The sequence below is a fragment of the Emcibacter sp. genome, assembly GCF_963675455.1.
GTDB lineage: Bacteria > Pseudomonadota > Alphaproteobacteria > Sphingomonadales > Emcibacteraceae > Emcibacter.
In genome coordinates, this window is the sequence record NZ_OY776217.1 from 2,589,740 (window position 1) to 2,607,656 (window position 17,917).

17 protein-coding genes, 1 tRNA gene and 1 pseudogene are annotated in these 17,917 nt (G+C 51.8%); 8 read left to right on the forward strand and 11 right to left on the reverse strand.

Annotation, left to right across the window (positions count from 1 at the left end; all coding sequences use genetic code 11):
- Positions 1-48: 48 nt before the first annotated feature.
- Positions 49-124 (forward strand) — tRNA-Lys (locus ACORNT_RS12005).
- Positions 125-176: 52 nt separating this feature from the next.
- On the opposite strand, the gene ACORNT_RS12010 is transcribed toward ACORNT_RS12005, so the two are convergent.
- The gene (locus tag ACORNT_RS12010) at positions 177-785 is read right to left on the reverse strand and encodes a putative 2OG-Fe(II) oxygenase (protein WP_321391013.1); all 609 of its coding nucleotides are present in this window, start codon (positions 783-785) and stop codon (positions 177-179) included.
- Between the two features lie 293 nt (positions 786-1,078).
- On the opposite strand from ACORNT_RS12010, the gene ACORNT_RS12015 reads away from it, so the two are divergent.
- A complete protein-coding gene (locus ACORNT_RS12015; RefSeq protein WP_321391016.1) occupies positions 1,079-1,675 on the forward strand; it encodes an antibiotic biosynthesis monooxygenase in 597 nt (198 codons plus the stop codon).
- Here ACORNT_RS12015 and ACORNT_RS12020 read toward each other — a convergent pair.
- From ACORNT_RS12020 to ACORNT_RS12035, 4 genes are all read right to left on the reverse strand, one after another.
- The gene (locus ACORNT_RS12020) at positions 1,672-2,061 is read right to left on the reverse strand and encodes an acyl-CoA thioesterase (protein ID WP_321391019.1); all 390 of its coding nucleotides are present in this window, start codon (positions 2,059-2,061) and stop codon (positions 1,672-1,674) included. The two genes, ACORNT_RS12015 and ACORNT_RS12020, sit on opposite strands and share 4 nt — an antisense overlap.
- Before the next feature lie 26 nt (positions 2,062-2,087).
- Entirely contained in the window at positions 2,088-2,783 is a 696-nt protein-coding gene (locus tag ACORNT_RS12025; RefSeq protein WP_321391022.1) for a helix-turn-helix transcriptional regulator, read from the reverse strand.
- 58 nt (positions 2,784-2,841) lie between these two features.
- On the reverse strand, positions 2,842-4,599 hold the full coding sequence (locus ACORNT_RS12030) for a bifunctional diguanylate cyclase/phosphodiesterase (RefSeq protein ID WP_321391024.1): 1,758 nt from the start codon (positions 4,597-4,599) through the stop codon (positions 2,842-2,844).
- 108 nt (positions 4,600-4,707) lie between these two features.
- Positions 4,708-8,343 carry a vitamin B12-dependent ribonucleotide reductase gene (locus tag ACORNT_RS12035; protein ID WP_321391025.1) on the reverse strand — a complete coding sequence of 1,212 codons (3,636 nt, stop codon included), beginning with the start codon at positions 8,341-8,343 and terminating at the stop codon, positions 4,708-4,710.
- Between the two features lie 307 nt (positions 8,344-8,650).
- Here ACORNT_RS12035 and ACORNT_RS12040 point away from each other — a divergent pair, with 307 nt between their 5' ends.
- Genes ACORNT_RS12040 through ACORNT_RS12050 form a run of 3 tightly spaced genes read left to right on the forward strand, consistent with a single transcriptional unit; the run spans position 8,651 to position 9,940 of the window.
- Entirely contained in the window at positions 8,651-9,037 is a 387-nt protein-coding gene (locus tag ACORNT_RS12040; protein ID WP_321391027.1) for an NADH:ubiquinone oxidoreductase subunit NDUFA12, read from the forward strand.
- A 22-nt stretch (positions 9,038-9,059) separates the two neighbouring features.
- Positions 9,060-9,506 (forward strand): outer membrane lipid asymmetry maintenance protein MlaD, encoded by a 447-nt coding sequence (gene mlaD / locus ACORNT_RS12045; RefSeq protein WP_321391029.1) that lies wholly within the window; start codon positions 9,060-9,062, stop codon positions 9,504-9,506.
- Positions 9,503-9,940, forward strand: coding sequence for a DUF2155 domain-containing protein (locus ACORNT_RS12050; protein WP_321391034.1), 438 nt, complete (start codon positions 9,503-9,505; stop codon positions 9,938-9,940). The genes mlaD and ACORNT_RS12050 overlap by 4 nt, the downstream gene beginning before the upstream one ends.
- Here ACORNT_RS12050 and aat read toward each other — a convergent pair.
- The 4 genes from aat to aroQ are packed head-to-tail and all read right to left on the reverse strand — an operon-like array spanning position 9,877 to position 12,820.
- Complete coding sequence (gene aat / locus ACORNT_RS12055; protein ID WP_321391037.1) at positions 9,877-10,533, reverse strand: leucyl/phenylalanyl-tRNA--protein transferase; 657 nt, start codon at positions 10,531-10,533, stop codon at positions 9,877-9,879. The genes ACORNT_RS12050 and aat overlap by 64 nt on opposite strands.
- Complete coding sequence (gene accC / locus ACORNT_RS12060; RefSeq protein WP_321391040.1) at positions 10,530-11,876, reverse strand: acetyl-CoA carboxylase biotin carboxylase subunit; 1,347 nt, start codon at positions 11,874-11,876, stop codon at positions 10,530-10,532. Before accC ends, aat begins: the two co-directional genes overlap by 4 nt.
- A 14-nt stretch (positions 11,877-11,890) precedes the next feature.
- Positions 11,891-12,334 (reverse strand): acetyl-CoA carboxylase biotin carboxyl carrier protein, encoded by a 444-nt coding sequence (accB, locus tag ACORNT_RS12065; protein WP_321391043.1) that lies wholly within the window; start codon positions 12,332-12,334, stop codon positions 11,891-11,893.
- Between the two features lie 33 nt (positions 12,335-12,367).
- On the reverse strand, positions 12,368-12,820 hold the full coding sequence (aroQ, locus tag ACORNT_RS12070) for a type II 3-dehydroquinate dehydratase (protein ID WP_321391046.1): 453 nt from the start codon (positions 12,818-12,820) through the stop codon (positions 12,368-12,370).
- Between the two features lie 202 nt (positions 12,821-13,022).
- Between aroQ and thiS the strand changes: the two are divergent.
- Positions 13,023-13,995: pseudogene (gene thiS, locus ACORNT_RS12075) on the forward strand (sulfur carrier protein ThiS).
- A 51-nt stretch (positions 13,996-14,046) separates the two neighbouring features.
- Here the strand turns inward: thiS and purN are convergent.
- Together purN and purM are read right to left on the reverse strand one after the other, a co-directional pair.
- Entirely contained in the window at positions 14,047-14,709 is a 663-nt protein-coding gene (gene purN, locus ACORNT_RS12080; protein WP_321391053.1) for a phosphoribosylglycinamide formyltransferase, read from the reverse strand.
- A gap of 9 nt (positions 14,710-14,718) precedes the next feature.
- A complete protein-coding gene (gene purM, locus ACORNT_RS12085; RefSeq protein WP_321391055.1) occupies positions 14,719-15,837 on the reverse strand; it encodes a phosphoribosylformylglycinamidine cyclo-ligase in 1,119 nt (372 codons plus the stop codon).
- A gap of 271 nt (positions 15,838-16,108) precedes the next feature.
- Here purM and ACORNT_RS12090 point away from each other — a divergent pair, with 271 nt between their 5' ends.
- Both ACORNT_RS12090 and ACORNT_RS12095 read left to right on the forward strand, forming a co-directional pair.
- Positions 16,109-17,200 carry a DUF2066 domain-containing protein gene (locus ACORNT_RS12090; protein ID WP_321391056.1) on the forward strand — a complete coding sequence of 364 codons (1,092 nt, stop codon included), beginning with the start codon at positions 16,109-16,111 and terminating at the stop codon, positions 17,198-17,200.
- Entirely contained in the window at positions 17,197-17,871 is a 675-nt protein-coding gene (locus ACORNT_RS12095) for an HdaA/DnaA family protein (protein ID WP_321391057.1), read from the forward strand. Before ACORNT_RS12090 ends, ACORNT_RS12095 begins: the two co-directional genes overlap by 4 nt.
- Positions 17,872-17,917 lie beyond the last annotated feature (46 nt).

The window sequence follows — 17,917 nt, forward strand, 5'->3', positions numbered from 1 at the left end:
TTATTGACCGGGGCGGCATCTGACTCTATGTTCCGCCTCATCCTTTGGGGGCCCTTAGCTCAGTTGGTAGAGCAACTGACTTTTAATCAGTAGGTCGATGGTTCGAATCCATCAGGGCTCACCAAATAAAACCCCGCTGTCGAGATAATCTCTCCAGCGGGGTTTTTGTTTGGAGCCTAGAGTTCAAATGGTGAAATCTTCCGCAACTTCTTCATCAGACCGGGCGCGCACTTCCAGGCCCAGGGGAAGCGGCGATAGTCCGGTTTCTTGTCAATACTGATGGCGGGATGGGCCAGGTTGATGGCGATGGAAACCCGTTCTCCTAATCCACGATAGGGTTTCACGGAATGACGCAGCCAGGAGGGAAATATAAAGAATGTGCCGGTTTTCGGGGTAAATTCTACGGTTCGGATTGATCGGCCGGGGGTATAGAGTTCCATATGAGGGCCGAGGAAATCATCCCGGAACATAATTTCCCCCTCCTGGGGGGTATCGCCGTCAGGCTGGCCGCCGTCCACATAATAAACAGCTGCCCAGAGGTTACTGTGATCACGATTATAGCTGCAATGATCATGCCATGTATTCAGGGCATCCTTGCCGTTGGCGTTGAGCCAGGATTCAATTCGCCAGTCCTCTTTTCGGAGATCCGGCAGCCTCGGGATTAAATCTCTGGTCACTTGTTCAGCGGTTTTCAGTACCTCGCTATATAACCTGGTGAGGGCCGGGTGACCCAGGTCCTGCAGGTTGATATTTGAATGCCAGCCCCCAATATTGGTTCTGACCATGCCCGTGCTCTCTGATCTCAGGTCGTCAAGCAGGGCTAAAAGGTCTTTATTCAGGGATTCTGCATCTTTTACAGTGTTCCGATATATTTCCAGCGGGAATATAGAAAATTTTTCAACTGCCTCAGTCACTATTTTTCCTTCAATTTTTTTTAAAAACATTTACCAGAGAAAAGTTTTTAAAATCGTAAATTTTTGAGTTTAAGTTACTGGAATGCATAGCTGCCTTGCAATAATAGGAGTTGCTTCCCGACCTCTACTCCCCTAGATTTTCATGATCAAGGAAAGAAAACATCATGCCCATTGAGACCTACAGCAGCCGAGACAGTCTTGAAGATACCGCCTTTCCGGTGACGGTAACCATTTCGCGAAAGGTGAAAAAGGGCAAGGAAAAAGAGTACGAGGAGTGGGCCCATACCCTGATTGATGTCGCCAAAACCTTTCCCGGGCATCAAAAACTTACGATTATTCGACCGTCGGCAGCGACCAAGGGGAACTATTTGTTTGTGGTTCATTTTGATACGATGGCGCATCAGCTGGAATGGGAGGATTCCAGCGAACGGGCAGAGTTTCTGCAACAGTTGGTGGACCGCGATCTGGTGGAAGGGGAGACGGAAATCACCAAAGCCTCCGGATTTGAGTTCTGGTTCCCGCTGGCGGATGTGCCGTCCCCATCGCCGCCGCCACGCTGGAAAATGGTACTCATCATGATTCCGACTATTATTGGTTTGACCTTGTTGATGAATTATCTGTTTGGCGGCTATATGAGAGGATGGTCTCTCGAAGCACGGGTCATCGTACAGATCATTTTTCAGGTTCTGCTGATGACCTATGTGATCATGCCGCGGCTGACATCCCTGTTCCGGCCCTGGCTTTACCCGATTAAAAACTAGTCCCGGTTGATTTTTCTGGGCCGGTGATTTTCATCGAGGGCGACGAAAATAAAGTCGCCTTCGGTGACCTTTATTTCTTCTTCCACGCCCTGGCGCATCACCGTGACTTCTATATTGATGGTAATCGAGGTGGTTCCTACTCTGGTCACTCCGGTATAAACGCTGAGCCAGTCCCCGGGCAGGACCGGCGCATGGAACTTCATCGCTTCCACGGCAACGGTCGCCACAGGTCCCTTGACATAACGAATGGCTTCTACGCCGGCTGCGGAGTCCATCTGCGAGAGAATCCAGCCGCCGAAAATATGTCCGTTGGAATTCAGGTTTGAGATGTTGGGGATTGTCCTGATGGTAGGTTGTCTTTTACAAGTATCGTCGAGGCCGTTCATTTTCATTTCCATTCAGAGAGCAGTAACTAAATTTTCCGACCCATCCAGATAATACGTCCGAGGATATCCAGCGCATCGGGCTCGCAGCCGGTCCAGGATTCATACTGGGGATTGTCGCTTTTGATCGTGCAAAGCTTTGTGACCGGATTAACAGAGACCCTTTTCACCAGCAACATGTCATCATTTCGAATAACGTAAATACCATCATTCCTGATATGGCGTTCACTCATATCCACAAGGATATGATCACCGTCCTGCAGGGTCGGAGACATGCTGTCACCGGATACGGTGATGACAGCCAGGTTTTCCGATGTGGCATTGGAACTGGTTCTGATCCAGCTTTTGCGGAAGGCCAGGCGGTTGTGAATATCGTTATTTTCCGCAAATGTGCCGGCACCTGCCGCCGCATGAATGTCATAGACATTGACCAGGACATAATCATCGGGCGAAAAATCTTCCGGCAGCTCGTTTCTGGCCGGGGCAGGGGTGGGAAAATCTGCAGGAGAGCCGAAATAATCACTTTCCAGACCGAAGTGGTCGGTGATTCTGGCCAGATCGTGATCGTTCAGGCATTTGGGGACGCCGCGTTTGATATATTGCTGGATGTAAGCGTGGTTTTTACCGATCAGGGCTGAAACGGACGCATAGTCTTCCGTTGCACTGGTTCGGATCAGGTGATCCAGTTTTTCCCGGATTTGCTTGTAATATCTGTTGTAGTCCATTACCGGCTCGTAAATAATTGAATAGGCATTATAGGACTATTTCAGGATATGGGAACCGTTAAAGCTTGTGCCGGGTCGAGTTTTTCAGAAGTTCCTCGGCTTCTGAGGCCGGCAGGGGGCGCGCAAAGAGAAAACCCTGTCCGGCATGACAACCCAGGTTTTTGAGAATCGCCAATTGTGTTTCATCCTCGATTCCTTCCGCCACCAGATCCATGCCCAGGGTAGTGGCCAGATTGGTGATGATATGGACGATTTTAAGGCTGTCTTCGCTGTTGTTCATCTGGCTGACGAAAGAGCGATCAATCTTGAGGGTATCGGCAGGGAAGCGATTGAGATAGCTGAGCGAGGAATAACCGGTGCCGAAATCGTCGATCGCCAGACTGATATTCAGGGATTTGAGATCCAGAAGGATATCCCGGGCGAGGTCTGAATTTTCCACCAGTGTGGATTCTGTAATTTCGAGTTTGAGATGTTCCCCCTGAAGGCCGGACTGATAGAGGGCGTCGCGGGTGACGGCGACAATATCGTCTTCCGCAATCTGGATATTGGAAACATTGACGTTCATCTTCATTGAAGACGCCATGGGATATTTGCGAATCCAGTCGCTCAGCTGCTGACAAGCCGTATTCATGCACCAGCGCCCCATGGGCATAATCAAGCCGGTATCTTCCGCAATCGGAATAAATTCAACGGGTGAAATCATGCCTCTTTCGGGATGAAACCAGCGGGTCAGGGCCTCGAAACCGACAATAGCGCCCGTGCTCAGGCTGATGATCGGCTGATAGTGAAGCTCAAGTTGTTTGTTTTCAATGGCGCTGCCAAGTTCCGATTCCATGCGCAGCAGGGATTGCGCCCGGGTTTTCAGTTCGGGGCGATAGACCAGGGTCCTGTCCGAACTGAGACCATTGATGCGCTGCATGGCCATATGGGCGTCCTGGATAAGGTCGATCAGGTTATGCAGCGTCGAGGTGCCGGAAGAAATGCCGATGGTGGCGGCAACCTGTAGATATTGCCCGTTAATTCTTATTTTTCGGCCAAGTTCATGGTGGATGCTGTCAGCGAGGGCACGGGCCTCGCCTTCCGCATTATGCATATCCTCATCGGCCAGGAGAACCACAAATTTATCACCATCAAAACGGGCCAGCAAGGCATCGGCCGGTAGGCAGTTCTGGATCAGGTGAGCCACTTCCCGCAGTAGCTCGTCTCCGACCTCATAGCCGTAGCTCTCGTTAATTCTCTGTAGTTTGAAGATATTGATAAACAGAACGGCGGTTTCTCCGAGCGGCATGTCACTGCCGAACCGGTTCTCGATAATCTCGTAAAAATAATGTTTGTTGGGCAGGTTTGTCAGGCTGTCATAATAGGTGTAACGTTCCAGTTCACGCTCGAATGCCGTCTCAAAGCTGTTGTCCGCCGTCAGGAGGAAAAGTTTTTCGGTCTGCCCGTCGACACCCTTCAGGGGGATGAGACGACAGAATAGTGAACTTTCTTCAAGGTCTGGCAGGGTGAAGCGCCAGTTCAGGTCAGTGGTTTCAAATTCCGTCACTGCCTTTTCCAGGGCAAGTTGCAGCTGTCCGCTATCGTCCAGCCAGTCAATATCCCGAATCAGCTTCCCAATCGGGTTTTGTACCCCATAGCTGATTTGGGTGATCAGGCTGTCACTTGACTGGGTCAGCATAAACTCACCGTCGCCCACAACTTCAATTTCCCCGACGCCGTCAGCAAGCTGTTTGCTGAAAATATGGACGTCCTGCGGGACACTTAGTCGAGGTCTGTTGTCTCTAAAAAGATATGGCGTCTTCGTTGACTGAAGCATGCCGGAAGTTCTCACCCTGTTTTGCACTGATAGTTATTAAATTTTATTCTGCTCGAAGAGCTCTTCAGGGTGAGTGAATTGTGTAAATATTTCGTAAACTTCTTATGTTCAGGAACAGCCGCTTGTCGAGCCGCAACTGTCACATTTCAGGCATGTTCCGTTACGTACCATGGTGAAATTGCCGCATTCCTGACAGGCGTCACCTTCATAACCTTTCATCCGCGCCTGAAGGACCGAGCTGCTTACGGTTTCCCGTGTCACTACGGTGGCGTTGACCACGGCGGCAGAAGAAGCCGACGCTGTGGTTGAGGCTTCCATCTTTGTGATATCCTCTTTCGACTCAGATGTCGTGTTGAGGACATAAAGGTTGCTTTTCCTGACATAGCCGGTACTGGCCAGACCAATCACACGATCCAGAGCCTGTTCCGTTCCTTTCACGGGCTCCTGCCTGGCCGGACCATCACCGGAACCAATGGAATCGGGCATCAGGTCTTCCGGGTTGACATGGGCGAGGTCATTCCGTCCCAGATAGGAAACGGCAAGTTCACGGAAAATATAATCCAGAACGGATGTCGCCATTTTGATAGCGTCATTTCCGACCACCTGTCCGGAGGGTTCGAATCTTGTAAAGGTAAAGGCGTCCACATATTCTTCCAGCGGAACCCCATACTGAAGGCCGATAGACAGGGCGATGGCGAAATTATTCATCAGACTACGGAAGGCGGCGCCTTCCTTGTGCATGTCAATGAAAATTTCGCCGAGGGCGCCGTCGTCATATTCGCCGGTCCGCAGGTAAACCTTGTGACCGCCAACGGCTGCTTTCTGGGTATAACCCTTGCGCCGGGAGGGTAGTTTTCTGCGGGCTGCAGGCGCATTTTGCTCGACAATACGCTCGACAATGCGTTCAGCAACAATTCGGGTCTTTTCCGGCAGAGATGTATCCTCCTTTACGTCATCCTCCTTGAGCAGAGAGACGTTGAGAGGCTGGGACAGCTTGGAGCCGTCGCGGTAGAGCGCGTTAGCCTTCAGACCCAGGTTCCAGGACAACATATAGGCCTTTTTGCAATCCTCGACAGTTGCGGAATTGGGCATGTTGACGGTTTTTGAAATAGCGCCGGAAATAAAGGGCTGGGCGGCGGCCATCATGCGGATATGACTCTCTGCACTGAGATAACGTTTGCCGATCTTGCCACAGGGGTTGGCGCAATCGAACACCGGCAGGTGATGGTCTTTCAGGTGAGGGGCGCCTTCCAGAGTCATGGTCCCGGTGCAATAAAGGTTTGCTTCCTCAATCTGCTTCTTCTCAAAGCCAAGGGCCTCAAGCATGTTGAAAGTAAGATCATCCAGTTGTTTATCGGAAAAACCTAGCACGTCACGGCAGAAGTCCCGGCCCAGCATCCAGTGGTTAAAGGCAAAACTGATGTCAAAGGCGCTGGCGATATTGTCTTCAAGGATATCGAGCTGGGCCTGCGAAAAACCCTTGGATTTCAGGCTTTCATGATTGATATGAGGGGCCCCTTCCAGGGTGCCGTAGCCAACCGCATATTTTGCGATTTCGTCAATCTGTTTGGGGCTGTAGCCAAGTGTTTTCAGGGCGTTAGGGACAAGGCGATTGATGATTTTGAAATGCCCGCCACCTGCCAGTTTTTTATATTTGACCAGCGCGAAGTCAGGTTCGATGCCGGTGGTGTCGCAATCCATCACCAGACCGATGGTTCCGGTCGGTGCAATGACGCTGACCTGGGCATTGCGATAGCCGTGCAGGGTGCCTATTTCCAGCGCCTGGTCCCAGACGCGTCCGGCGGCTGTGGTAATGTCGGAGAGAGGACAGTTGGCGATATCAAGAGGTACCGGCGTGGTGGCCAGTTCCTCATATCCTTCTGCCTTGCCCCAGGCCGCCCGCCGATGATTGCGGATCACCCGCAGCATATCTTCCTTGTTTTCTGCAAATGACGGAAACGCACCGATCTCCCGGGCCATTTCAGCCGAGGTGCGGTAGGCCGTGCCGGTCATGAGTGCGGAAATGGCACCGCAAAGAGCGCGACCTTCATCACTGTCATAACCAAGACCGGAAGACATGATCAGTCCGCCGATGTTGGCGTAGCCGAGACCGAGCGTGCGGAATTGATAGCTCAACTGGGCAATTTCCTTTGACGGGAACTGTGCCATGAGGACCGAGATTTCCAGAACGACGGTCCACAGCGTAACCGCATGTTCAAAGTTGTCGATATCAAATTCGTCATCGGATGTTCTGAACTTCATCAGATTGAGCGACGCGAGGTTGCAGGCGGTATTGTCCAGGAACATATATTCGGAACAGGGATTGGACGCCCGGATCGGGCCGGACTGCGGGCATGTGTGCCAGTCGTTAATGGTGGTATGGAACTGCAGGCCGGGATCGGCGCACTGCCAGGCGGACATGGTGATGTCTTCCCACAGCGCACGTGATTTCAGCGTCTTGCAGATATGGTGATTGCCCCGGTTGATCAGGTCCCAGTCGCCATCGTCCAGCACAGACTGCATGAAGTCATCCGTGACCCGGACGGTGTTGTTTGAATTCTGGCCGGAAACGGTGAGGTAGGCTTCGGAATCCCAATCCGTATCATAGGTTTCAAACTCGATATCCGTGTATCCCTGCTTTGCAAACTGGATAACGCGCTGGATATAGTTCTCGCTGACCAGGGAATTCCGGGCAGCCAGAATTGCAGTCTTAAGGGCGTGATTTACGTTAGGGTCGAAAGCGTCTTCTGCCTCCAGGCTTTGATCCTGACAGGCCGACATGACTGCCTGCAGATGTTTTTCGACAATCCTGGAACCGGTGACAAGGGCGGCGACTTTCTGCTCTTCCTTGACCTTCCAGTTGATGAATTCCTCAATATCCGGATGGTCGATATCAACGATCACCATCTTGGCAGCCCGCCGGGTGGTGCCGCCGGATTTAATGGCGCCGGCCGCCCGGTCGCCGATTTTGAGGAAGCTCATCAGACCGGACGATTTGCCGCCACCGGACAGGGATTCACCACTGCCACGGAGATTGGAAAAGTTGCTGCCGGTGCCTGAGCCGTATTTGAACAGACGTGCTTCACGGGTCCAGAGATCCATAATACCGCCGTCATTAACCAGATCATCCTCTACCCCCTGGATGAAGCAGGCATGTGGCTGGGGATGTTCATAGGAACTTTTGGATTTGGTCAGCTTGCCGGTCCGGTAATCCACATAGAAATGCCCCTGGGCCGGTCCGTCAATGCCATAGGCCCAATGCAGGCCGGTGTTAAACCATTGCGGGGAATTCGGTGCGCACATCTGGTTGGCCAGCATATACCTCAGTTCATCAAAAAAGGCGCGGGCGTCGCTTTCCTCACTGAAATAACCACCTTTCCAGCCCCAGTAAGTCCAGGTTCCGGCCAGCCGGTCAAAGACCTGTTTGGCGCTTTTTTCCGGGCCGGTTCTCTTGTCTTCGTGCAGGGCCGACATGGCGCTTTCATTTGCCTCGTGGCGCCAGAGCCAGGTTGGAACGTCATCTTCCTTTACAGGCTGAAGACAACTTGGCACACCGGCCTTGCGGAAATATTTCTGGGCGATGATGTCTGCCGCCACCTGGCTCCAGGTTGCCGGCACCTCGATTCCCTTCAGCTCGAAGACAACGGTTCCATCCGGATTACGGATCTCACTGTCAGTTGTCCTGAACTCAAGGCCGTGGTACGGCGACTGGTCTGGTGAGGTGAAGCGACGTTTAACTCTCATCTAAATATTCCCCGACGTAATTCTTTTACTGTTGAAAGTCGAAAAATTGTATCTGACTCGTGGTTAATTCACTAGTAATTTTTCTCATATATTGTGTTTGACAGCACTTGTGCTTCTACATGTTGTGTGGGGCGAGTCGTGGAATGATCGAGGAAGCCGGCCTAAATGACCGGGGGCGGAGCGATAACACAATATCGCCCTGTTTTTTCCGGATAATAATGGCTATCCGCTTGTTTTATGGTTGTTCTGCCGGTGCTGGCACGGTATAGAATGAGGAACTTAGAATTAAAGGCAGGACTGACAGAATATGTTTTCCTTACTCAAGAGAATTTTTACCTGGTGGCACGACAGCACGATCGGTACCTGGATTTTTACCAGCCTGAATGGTGAAAAAGTGGGTGAAGACGAGCAGGGCAATGTTTATTACCGTGAGAAAAAAGGCCGCAAGCGCTGGGTCATGTATAATGGTGAAATTGAAGCCTCCCGCGTTCCGCCGGAATGGCACGCCTGGCTGCATTACACTATTGATGAAACACCTGTTGAAAAACCGCCCGTGGTAAAAAAGTGGGAAAAGGAACACCAGCCCAACCCGACTGGTACCGTCGAAGCCTATTATCCAACCGGCAGTCTGAATGCCGCAGGGGCACGTCCCAAATCTGCCGGCGACTACGAGGCCTGGACGCCAAACAGCTGATATCGAAAGCAGGAGTATATTGATGCGCAGTAACCTGGTAGAGACCCTTGTGGGGGCAGTGGTCCTGTTTGTAGCCGGAAGTTTTCTGTATTTCGCATATACCCATGCCAATCTTTCGAATAATGGCGGATATCACCTGAAGGCGAAGTTTGACAAGGTTGACGGACTGGCCGTCGGCAGTGACGTGCGTGTCAGCGGGATCAAGGTCGGCAGCGTTATAAAACAATATATCGATCCTGAAACCTTCATGGCTGTGGTCGAATTTACTGTCGATCCGAAAATCAGAATTCCTGAAGATACCTTTGCGAAAATCACCGCGGAAGGCTTGCTCGGCGGCAATTATCTGGTTCTGGATCCAGGCGGAAGTGACGATATTCTGGAAGATGGCGACGAAATCCTGGATACCCAGGGATCCGTCGACTTCCTTGGCCTTCTTGATAAATTTGCAGGGTCCGGCGACGACAAATGATGTCGAGGCTGAAGCGCATAGCGGTTACTCTTGCGGTCCTGCTTCCCCTGGCCGGACAGATTTCCGGTGCTTTGGCAGAAGAAAATCTTTCAACTGGGGACGCTGACCAGGTAGCGGTCGTTGTACTTGGCGCCCTCGACAAAATTACCGCACGACTTTCCAGCATTGAAGCCCGGCAGGATGAGCCGGTCAGGTTCGGTACGCTGGAGATTGTCATGCGTCACTGTCGCTCGAACCCGCCGGAAGAAACGCCTGAAAGTGTTGCTTTTCTAGAGATTACCGATGTGGGACAGGGAAAAGAGTCTAACCTGGTTTTCATCGGCTGGATGTTTGCCTCAAGTCCGGCAGTCTCGCCGCTGGAACATCCCGTCTATGATGTCTGGGTGACCAGTTGCAAAATGGTGTCCGGTGAACAATCCTCGGGCAGGGAATAAAAATCAGGTTCCAGTTCGAGTGCACGGGCCAGTCTGGCTTTATATTCCATTCTCGGAATTTCCACCGCCCCGAATTTTTCCAGATGATCAGTGATGAACTGTGTATCCAGCAGGCTGTAGCCGGCTTTCTTCAGACGGGCGACCAGGTAAACAAGAGCAACCTTGCTGGCATCACTGACCTTGTGAAACATGCTTTCGCCGCAAAAAGCCCCGCCAATCGCGACACCATAGAGCCCGCCGACTAGTTTCCCCTCCTGCCAGCATTCAACAGAATGGGCATAGCCCCTGTCGAAAAGCTCGCAATAACGATCGAGAATTGTATCATTGATCCAGGTGTTGTCCCGTTCAGTCTGCGGAACTGTCTCGGCGCAGCCCATCATCACGTCACGAAAGGCTGTGTCGATCCGGATCTCGAACGGCTGTTTGCGGATTGTTCTGGCAAGCCGGGAGGGGACATGGAAATGATCCAGTGGGAAGATCCCGCGGAGTTCGGGATCCACCCAGAAAATTTCGGCGCTGTCGGCACTTTCCCCCATGGGGAAAATGCCCTGGCTATAAGCATGAAGTAGCAGATCAGCTGTTATTTCTGTCATGTATCCAGATTAGCAAGGAAGTTTTCCAGCCAGTGAATGTCATAGGCGCCATTCATAAAATCACTTTCCCGCATCAACATCTGATGCAGCGGAATTGTTGTCTTGATTCCATCAATGACATATTCCTCCAACGCACGCCGCAGACGCATCAGGCACTCGTTGCGGGTTTTCCCATGGACGATCAACTTGGCAATCATGCTGTCGTAATAGGGGGGGATGCTGTAACCGCTATACAGCGCGGAATCCACCCGGACACCAAGGCCGCCCGGCGTATGGTAGTCGCCGATTTTACCCGGTGACGGGATAAAGGTGAAGGGATCTTCCGCGTTGATACGGCATTCTATCGCATGGCCTGAGAAGGTGATATCCTCCTGTTTCAGGGACAACGGCAGACCGGCAGCAATGCGGATCTGTTCACGCACAATGTCCACACCGGTGATCATCTCTGTTACCGGATGCTCCACCTGTAGCCGGGTATTCATTTCAATGAAATAGAATTCGCCGTTTTCATACAGGAATTCAATGGTGCCGGCACCCCGGTACCCGAGCCCCTGAATGGCTTTGCTGACGACCTGGCCGATCTTTTCCCGCTCGTCCGCATTGAGAGCCGGCGAGGGAGCTTCTTCCAGCACCTTTTGATGCCGACGCTGCAGGGAACAATCCCGTTCACCAAGATGGATGCAGTTGCCATGTTCATCAGCAAGTATCTGCAATTCGATATGCCGGGGCAGGGTGAGATATTTCTCCAGGTAAACAGCATCGTCGCCGAAAGCCGCCTTGGCTTCTGCTTTGGCCGAACTTACGGCAGACTGCAGTTCACCTTCGTTGTGAACCACTTTCATACCGCGTCCGCCACCGCCGGAGGCTGCCTTTACAATAACCGGATAACCAATTTCCTTGGCAACCTTGGAAGCAGTGTCAAAATCACGGACTTCACCTTCGGACCCGGGCACGACCGGGATGCCGAGCTTTTTAACAGTGTCCTTGGCGGAAATCTTGTCACCCATGACCCGGATATGGTGGGCGGTCGGGCCGATAAAGGCAATTTTATGCTGTTCCACGATTTCGGCAAATTTGTCATTTTCAGACAAAAAGCCATATCCAGGATGAATGGCATCTGCGTTGGTTATTTCCGCGGCCGCGATGATAGCCGGAATATTGAGGTAGCTTCCGGAGGAGGCCGCCGGTCCGATACAAACGCTTTCATCTGCCAGACGTACATGCATGGCATTTTCATCAGCTTCGGAATGAACGGCAACAGTGTGAATGCCCATTTCCCTGCAGGCTCTGTGAATCCGCAGGGCAATCTCTCCACGGTTGGCAATAAGAACTTTATCAAACATATGAGTCGAGGACCTTATTCGATGATTACCAGGGGTTCACCATATTCAACCGGCTGTGCATTTTCGACCAGGATTTGTTTCACTGTGCCGGACTTGGGGGCATGAATATGGTTCATCACCTTCATTGCTTCCACGATCATCAGGGTATCGCCTGCGCTGACTTTATCGCCAACGCTGATGAAATTGTCTGAATTTGGATCCGGGGCACAATAGATTGTGCCGACCATTGGCGACAATACAGCGCCCGGATGGTCAGCAGCCTGCGGTTCTGCCGCTTCGGCTATTACTGCAGGAGCCGCCGCCGGGGCAGCAGCCGGTGATGCGGCCACTACAGTCATATTGCGGCAAACCCTGATTTTGAGGTCACCATCTTCCACTTCGATTTCCGAAAGGTCAGTTTCATTGAGCAGTGCTGCCAGGTCGCGAATAAGTTCCTGATCGACGTGCATTTTTGACATCTGGTACTAGTCCTTTGTTTAAAAACTTTTCTGTTATTTCTCAATTATATCGGCGAGGGCATCCAGTGCCAGAAGGTAACCCCGGCTGCCAAATCCACATATGACACCCACAGCAGCAGGTGAAATATAGGAGTGGTGTCGGAATTCCTCGCGTTTGAAAATGTTCGACAGGTGAACTTCAATTACCGGCAGACCGACGGCCAGCAGGGCGTCCATCAGGGCAACTGATGTATGGGTGTAGGCGCCGGCATTGATGATAATGGCCCGTGCTGTCGTACGGGCCTCGTGTATCCAGTCGACGATTTCACCTTCCGCGTTGCTCTGGCGGAATGTCACGGACATATCCAGGTTTGCAGCGTGCTTTCTGCATTTTGCCTCGATATCGGACAGGGTTTCTTTGCCGTATATTTCAGGTTCACGGGTACCCAACAGGTTCAGGTTGGGGCCATTTATCACCAGAATATTGCCTGGAGTGCTCTCTGTCATAAAAGCCTTCTTGTATTTATGTTTCCAACAAATAATATTCCTGAATGTTCTGAACATTATTCGGTCGTTCTGTATAATAACTTATAACCGGTTTGGAAACCGTATTCGTTACTTGTCTGTTAGATGGTCAAAATAATTGCGAACTATAAAGGATTGCTTTAATCCTGCAAAGTCTTAAGAGTTAAAAAGGATCAGATCATTGATCAGCTTGATCATAAATGGTGATGAACATGATTTTGACGGCAGCCCGACATTGTATGAGCTGCTGGAAGAACTGAATATCGATCCGGGCAAGGTCGCCGTGGAAAGAAATCTGGAAATTGTGCCGAAAACCACATATCAACAGGTTCGGCTAGAGGATGGTGACCAGCTGGAGATTGTACATTTTATTGGTGGTGGAAAAATTGACTGACACATTTGTTATTGCAGGCCGGGAGTTTACCTCCAGGTTGATCGTAGGAACCGGAAAATATAAATCCTTTGAGGAGAATGCCGCAGCTGTAGAAGCCTCGGGCGCAGAGATTGTGACCGTAGCGGTCCGCCGGGTGAATGTGACAGATCCCAATCAGCCCATGCTGGTGGATTTTATTGATCCTCGGAAATATACCTATCTGCCTAATACAGCAGGCTGTTTCAGCGCCGATGATGCGCTGCGCACCTTGCGTCTGGCAAGGGAAGCTGGCGGCTGGAATCTGGTCAAGCTGGAAGTCCTGGGGGACCAGAAGACACTCTATCCCAATATGCCGGAGACTTTGAAAGCGGCAGAAGTGCTGATCAAAGAGGGCTTCGAGGTAATGGTCTATTGCAGTGACGACCCGATCCAGGCCAAGGTACTGGAAGATATGGGATGTTGCGCCATTATGCCGCTCGGGGCGCCGATCGGATCGGGCCTCGGTATTCAGAATCCGGTTCAGATCCGGCTGATTGTCGAGCAGGCCGATGTGCCGGTTCTGGTAGATGCGGGTGTGGGGACGGCGTCAGACGCGGCGGTTGCCATGGAGCTGGGCTGTGACGGCGTTCTGATGAATACGGCCATTGCCGAGGCGAAAGAGCCTGTCCGGATGGCCCGGGCCATGAAACTTGCTGTCGAAGCAGGACGCGAGGCTTACCTTGCCGGGCGTATGGGTAAAAAGCTTTATGCCGACCCGTCGTCACCGCTGGCCGGTCTGATCTAGAAAGTATGATGGCCTGATGAATTTAAGGGAGCCTTTGGCTCCCTTTTTTAATCAAAGATCAATGTCACCGCCGGGCAGCGGATTGATCCAGCCGCCGTCGGGATAAGTAGCGGATTCAATGATCACCTTGTCGCCGGCAACACGGGCCTTGCCGCTGGCCATCAGGCGCAGAGCCTCCGGATAGATAATATGTTCATATTCCAGAATTCGTCCGGCCAGTTCGTCAGCTGTTTCGTCGGGATTGACGGCGACAGCCGCCTGCAGGATGATCGGACCGTCATCCATTTCCGGCCGAACGATGTGGACCGTGCAACCGGTGAAGCGTACGCCGGATTCGAGCGCCCGTTCATGAGTATGCAATCCCTTGAAAGACGGCAGAAGAGAAGGATGGATATTGATAATCCGGTCTTTCCAGCGGTTGACAAAGCGGGCGTCAAGAATGCGCATAAAACCGGCAAGACAGATCATTTTGACGTTGCAGGCATTCAGCTCCTGATCGATAGCATCTTCAAAGGCTTCTTTGTTGTCATAGTCCTGGTGGCTGATAACCGTGGTGGGAATCCCGGCCTTTTTTGCCCGCTCCAGGCCATAGGCATCAGCCTTGTTGGAAATGACCCGGACAATACGGGCCGGAAACTCCTCGTCCGCACAGGCGTCGATAAGGGCCTGCAGGTTACTACCTCGACCAGATATTAATACGGCGATTTCCAGCATGGAATCCTCTTATTTCTTGCCGGCAGAGACGGCAGTCCAGTCTTGATCATAGCCCCAGTCGCCGGCTTTGCCATTGACCACAGTGGCCGGCGCACCATCCTCACGGGCGACAACCCGGCCGATGGCGTAAACCGTCTCACCATTTTCCTCGAAAAGCTTTATGGCTTTTTCCGCGTCTTCTGCCGCAACCACAACGGCCATGCCGATACCACAGTTAAAGGTCTTGGCCATTTCTGCGGCGGTGATATTGCCTTGTGTCCTGAGCCAGTCAAAAACCGGCGGCAAGGTCCAGGCGCCGGCATCGACTTCCACCGCGATATTTTTGGGAAGAACACGGGGAATATTTTCGACAAAACCGCCGCCGGTGATATGGCTGAGGCCTTTAAGCGTGCCGGCTTTCAGGTTGGCGAGGCAGCTTTTTACATAAATTTTTGTCGGGGTCAGCAGGGCTTCGCTGAATGATTTTGCCGGGTCGTAGGGGCAGGGGGCTGAATAATCCAGATCGCTGTCTTCAACAAGACGCCTGACCAGGGAAAAACCGTTGGAGTGTATTCCGCTGGAGGCAAGTCCCAGTACGACATCTCCCGGTGCGATTTTTTCACCGTTCAGGATATCTTCCCGTTCAACCGCACCGACACAGAAACCGGCCAGGTCATAGTCGCCATCGGCATACATGCCGGGCATTTCCGCGGTTTCGCCACCGATCAGGGCAGCGTTGGCCTGGCGACACCCATCGGCAATTCCCCCGACAATGGCGCGTCCAGCCTCCACCGACAGATGGCCTGTGGCAAAATAATCGAGGAAGAACAGAGGTTCAGCACCCTGCACAATCAGGTCGTTTACACACATGGCGACAAGGTCGATGCCGACTGTATCGTGCCGTCCGGATTCGATGGCGACTTTAAGTTTTGTTCCGACACCGTCTGTGCCGGAAACCAGGATCGGATCCTTGTACCCGGCCGCTTTCAGGTCGAACAGGGCGCCAAAGCCTCCCAGGTCCTCGGTCACCCCGGACCGCCTGGTGGAAGCGGCAGCAGGTTTGATGGCGTCTACAAGGGCGTTACCGGCATCAATATCGACGCCTGCATCCTTATATGTATAGGAGGTTTTTTGATTATGATTGCTCACCAGTATCTATCCCGGAAATTAGTCTTAAACAGATGCCCAGATATAAGGGGCATTTCATGAAAATGCCACAGTCATTTTTGATTATGACTTTTTTCGCTTCGTGCTATATCTGGTCAGGATAAGCCCTGAAGAGAAGGTTTGCCTGGGTATTTGATATGCTGCAGGCGGTAACAGTCAGAAAACTGGATGAATCAATTTGGCAGTAAATAAACTAAAAATAATAACTTATTCTGTTTTCTTAATAAGTTGCATTATGTTTTTGGCGGGACAGGTGAGTGCCACCCCGGAGCGTGAAGCCCGTATCTATACGATCTATGATACAATGGTTGATCAGACAAGCCGGACTGTAAATGAGGCTCGTCGTGTTGCATTGCTGAATGGTCAGAGAGAGGCGCTGCAAAAACTTTTTGAAAAAATACTGCGTCCGGAAGACCTGACAAAACTACCCTATTTTGATGACCGCCAGGTGCGTGAGCTGATCAGCGGCTTTGAAATTATGAATGAGCGTAATTCCAGTGTACGCTATATCGCCACACTGACTGTACATTTCAGCCGCGAGAAGATTTATGATATTCTGGCCCTGCTGCAAATTCCTTTTGCGGAAAGCCTGTCCTCCCCGGTGACCATATTGCCTGTTCTTGAAAAGGACGGATCCTATTTCCTCTGGGAAAAGGATAACGGATGGAAGGCGCACTGGGAACAGTTTGAGGGTCTGAATAACCTTGTCCCGCCCGTGGTGCCGCCTTCGGATATTTCCTCACAGTTACTGATAAACAGCTGGCAGGCCTATGACGGCCTGGAGGTCAAGATCCGGGATTATGCCCGGAAGGAGCATCTGGATGACCTTGTGATCGCCATTGCCTCCCTTGAGCGTGATCTGGTAAGCGATCACTACCGGCTTGCGCTTAGCCTGAGACAGGGGCTTGGCGGCCAGATCGTATATAAGAACAACTTGAGTTCGGAGCTTGGTGAGGATGCGTTGCCGCAGGATGTCCTGAACGACCTGTATGAGCGCGCTGTAAATGCGACGATGATCTATCTGGATAATCAATGGCGAGAAAAGGTTCTGGTTCAGTTCGGTGTGGCGTCGAGAGTTAAAGTCACCGTCCGGATCAGCGGGTTGGAAGACTGGGTAAAAATACAGGAACGACTGCGCTCCGTTTCCCTGATCCGGGACTTTACTGTGGACAGTCTCGCCCTTGATCATGCTTCGCTGACAATTGATCATTCCGGCGATCTTAATCAGCTGTTTCTGACCATGACTCAACAGGGATTTTCCTTTGAAACATACTGGAAGACACCCCAGGAAAGTCTGCGGGCCACTGGAGAAATATATATAACTCTGGAACGGGGGCAGCCATGACACCTGTGCAGTTGCCTCTTAACCTGCCGCACAGGCAGGCGTATGGGCATGAGGATTTTCTGGTCGCAGCGTCAAACAGGAATGCAGTGGACTGGATTGATCGCTGGCCGGACTGGCCTTCCCATGTTCTGGTCCTGCACGGGGACGAGGGATGCGGCAAGACTCATCTCAGTCATGTCTGGCAGGACGGGGCTGATGCGGTACGCCTGAATGAGGCGGAATTTTTCGGGCAGCCGCTGGTTGGTCGGGAAAAGGCCTATATTTTTGAAGATGTGGACAGCTATCTTGCTGGCGCCGGTCGTGAGGAACAGCTTCTTCATACCTATAACTGGTTGAAAGAAAAGAATAGTTTTCTGTTGCTGACATCTCGAAGCCACCCGCGATCCTGGGGCATGACCCTGCCTGACCTGGCCTCCAGGATACTGAGCTGCCCGATTGTCGAACTGGGGCAGGCAGATGACAGCCTGCTGGCGTCAGTGATTATCAAACAGTTTTCGGATCTGCAGATCATACTTCCTTCAGAAGTTCTGGACTATCTCTTGTTGCGCATTGACAGATCCTTTGCCGGAGTGCGTCGGACAATTCGTCGCATTGATCAACTGGCCCTGACGGAAAAACGGGCAATCACCATTCCGCTGGTGCGGAAAGTACTGGAAACGCTTGAAGATTGAGATTTGGTAATAGATATGAAATAATCTTCCTGTAGAAAAGAAAACA

Coding starts and splice junctions, on each gene's coding strand:
- accC (WP_321391040.1), bottom strand. CDS start 11,876: ATGTTTGATAAAGTTCTTATTGCCAACCGTGGAGAGATTGCCCTGCGG.
- ACORNT_RS12015 (WP_321391016.1), top strand. CDS start 1,079: ATGCCCATTGAGACCTACAGCAGCCGAGACAGTCTTGAAGATACCGCC.
- aroQ (WP_321391046.1), bottom strand. CDS start 12,820: ATGACAGAGAGCACTCCAGGCAATATTCTGGTGATAAATGGCCCCAAC.
- accB (WP_321391043.1), bottom strand. CDS start 12,334: ATGTCAAAAATGCACGTCGATCAGGAACTTATTCGCGACCTGGCAGCA.
- ACORNT_RS12050 (WP_321391034.1), top strand. CDS start 9,503: ATGATGTCGAGGCTGAAGCGCATAGCGGTTACTCTTGCGGTCCTGCTT.
- aat (WP_321391037.1), bottom strand. CDS start 10,533: ATGACAGAAATAACAGCTGATCTGCTACTTCATGCTTATAGCCAGGGC.
- ACORNT_RS12020 (WP_321391019.1), bottom strand. CDS start 2,061: ATGAACGGCCTCGACGATACTTGTAAAAGACAACCTACCATCAGGACA.
- ACORNT_RS12025 (WP_321391022.1), bottom strand. CDS start 2,783: ATGGACTACAACAGATATTACAAGCAAATCCGGGAAAAACTGGATCAC.
- ACORNT_RS12035 (WP_321391025.1), bottom strand. CDS start 8,343: ATGAGAGTTAAACGTCGCTTCACCTCACCAGACCAGTCGCCGTACCAC.
- mlaD (WP_321391029.1), top strand. CDS start 9,060: ATGCGCAGTAACCTGGTAGAGACCCTTGTGGGGGCAGTGGTCCTGTTT.
- ACORNT_RS12030 (WP_321391024.1), bottom strand. CDS start 4,599: ATGCTTCAGTCAACGAAGACGCCATATCTTTTTAGAGACAACAGACCT.
- ACORNT_RS12040 (WP_321391027.1), top strand. CDS start 8,651: ATGTTTTCCTTACTCAAGAGAATTTTTACCTGGTGGCACGACAGCACG.
- ACORNT_RS12095 (WP_321391057.1), top strand. CDS start 17,197: ATGACACCTGTGCAGTTGCCTCTTAACCTGCCGCACAGGCAGGCGTAT.
- ACORNT_RS12010 (WP_321391013.1), bottom strand. CDS start 785: ATGGTCAGAACCAATATTGGGGGCTGGCATTCAAATATCAACCTGCAG.
- purN (WP_321391053.1), bottom strand. CDS start 14,709: ATGCTGGAAATCGCCGTATTAATATCTGGTCGAGGTAGTAACCTGCAG.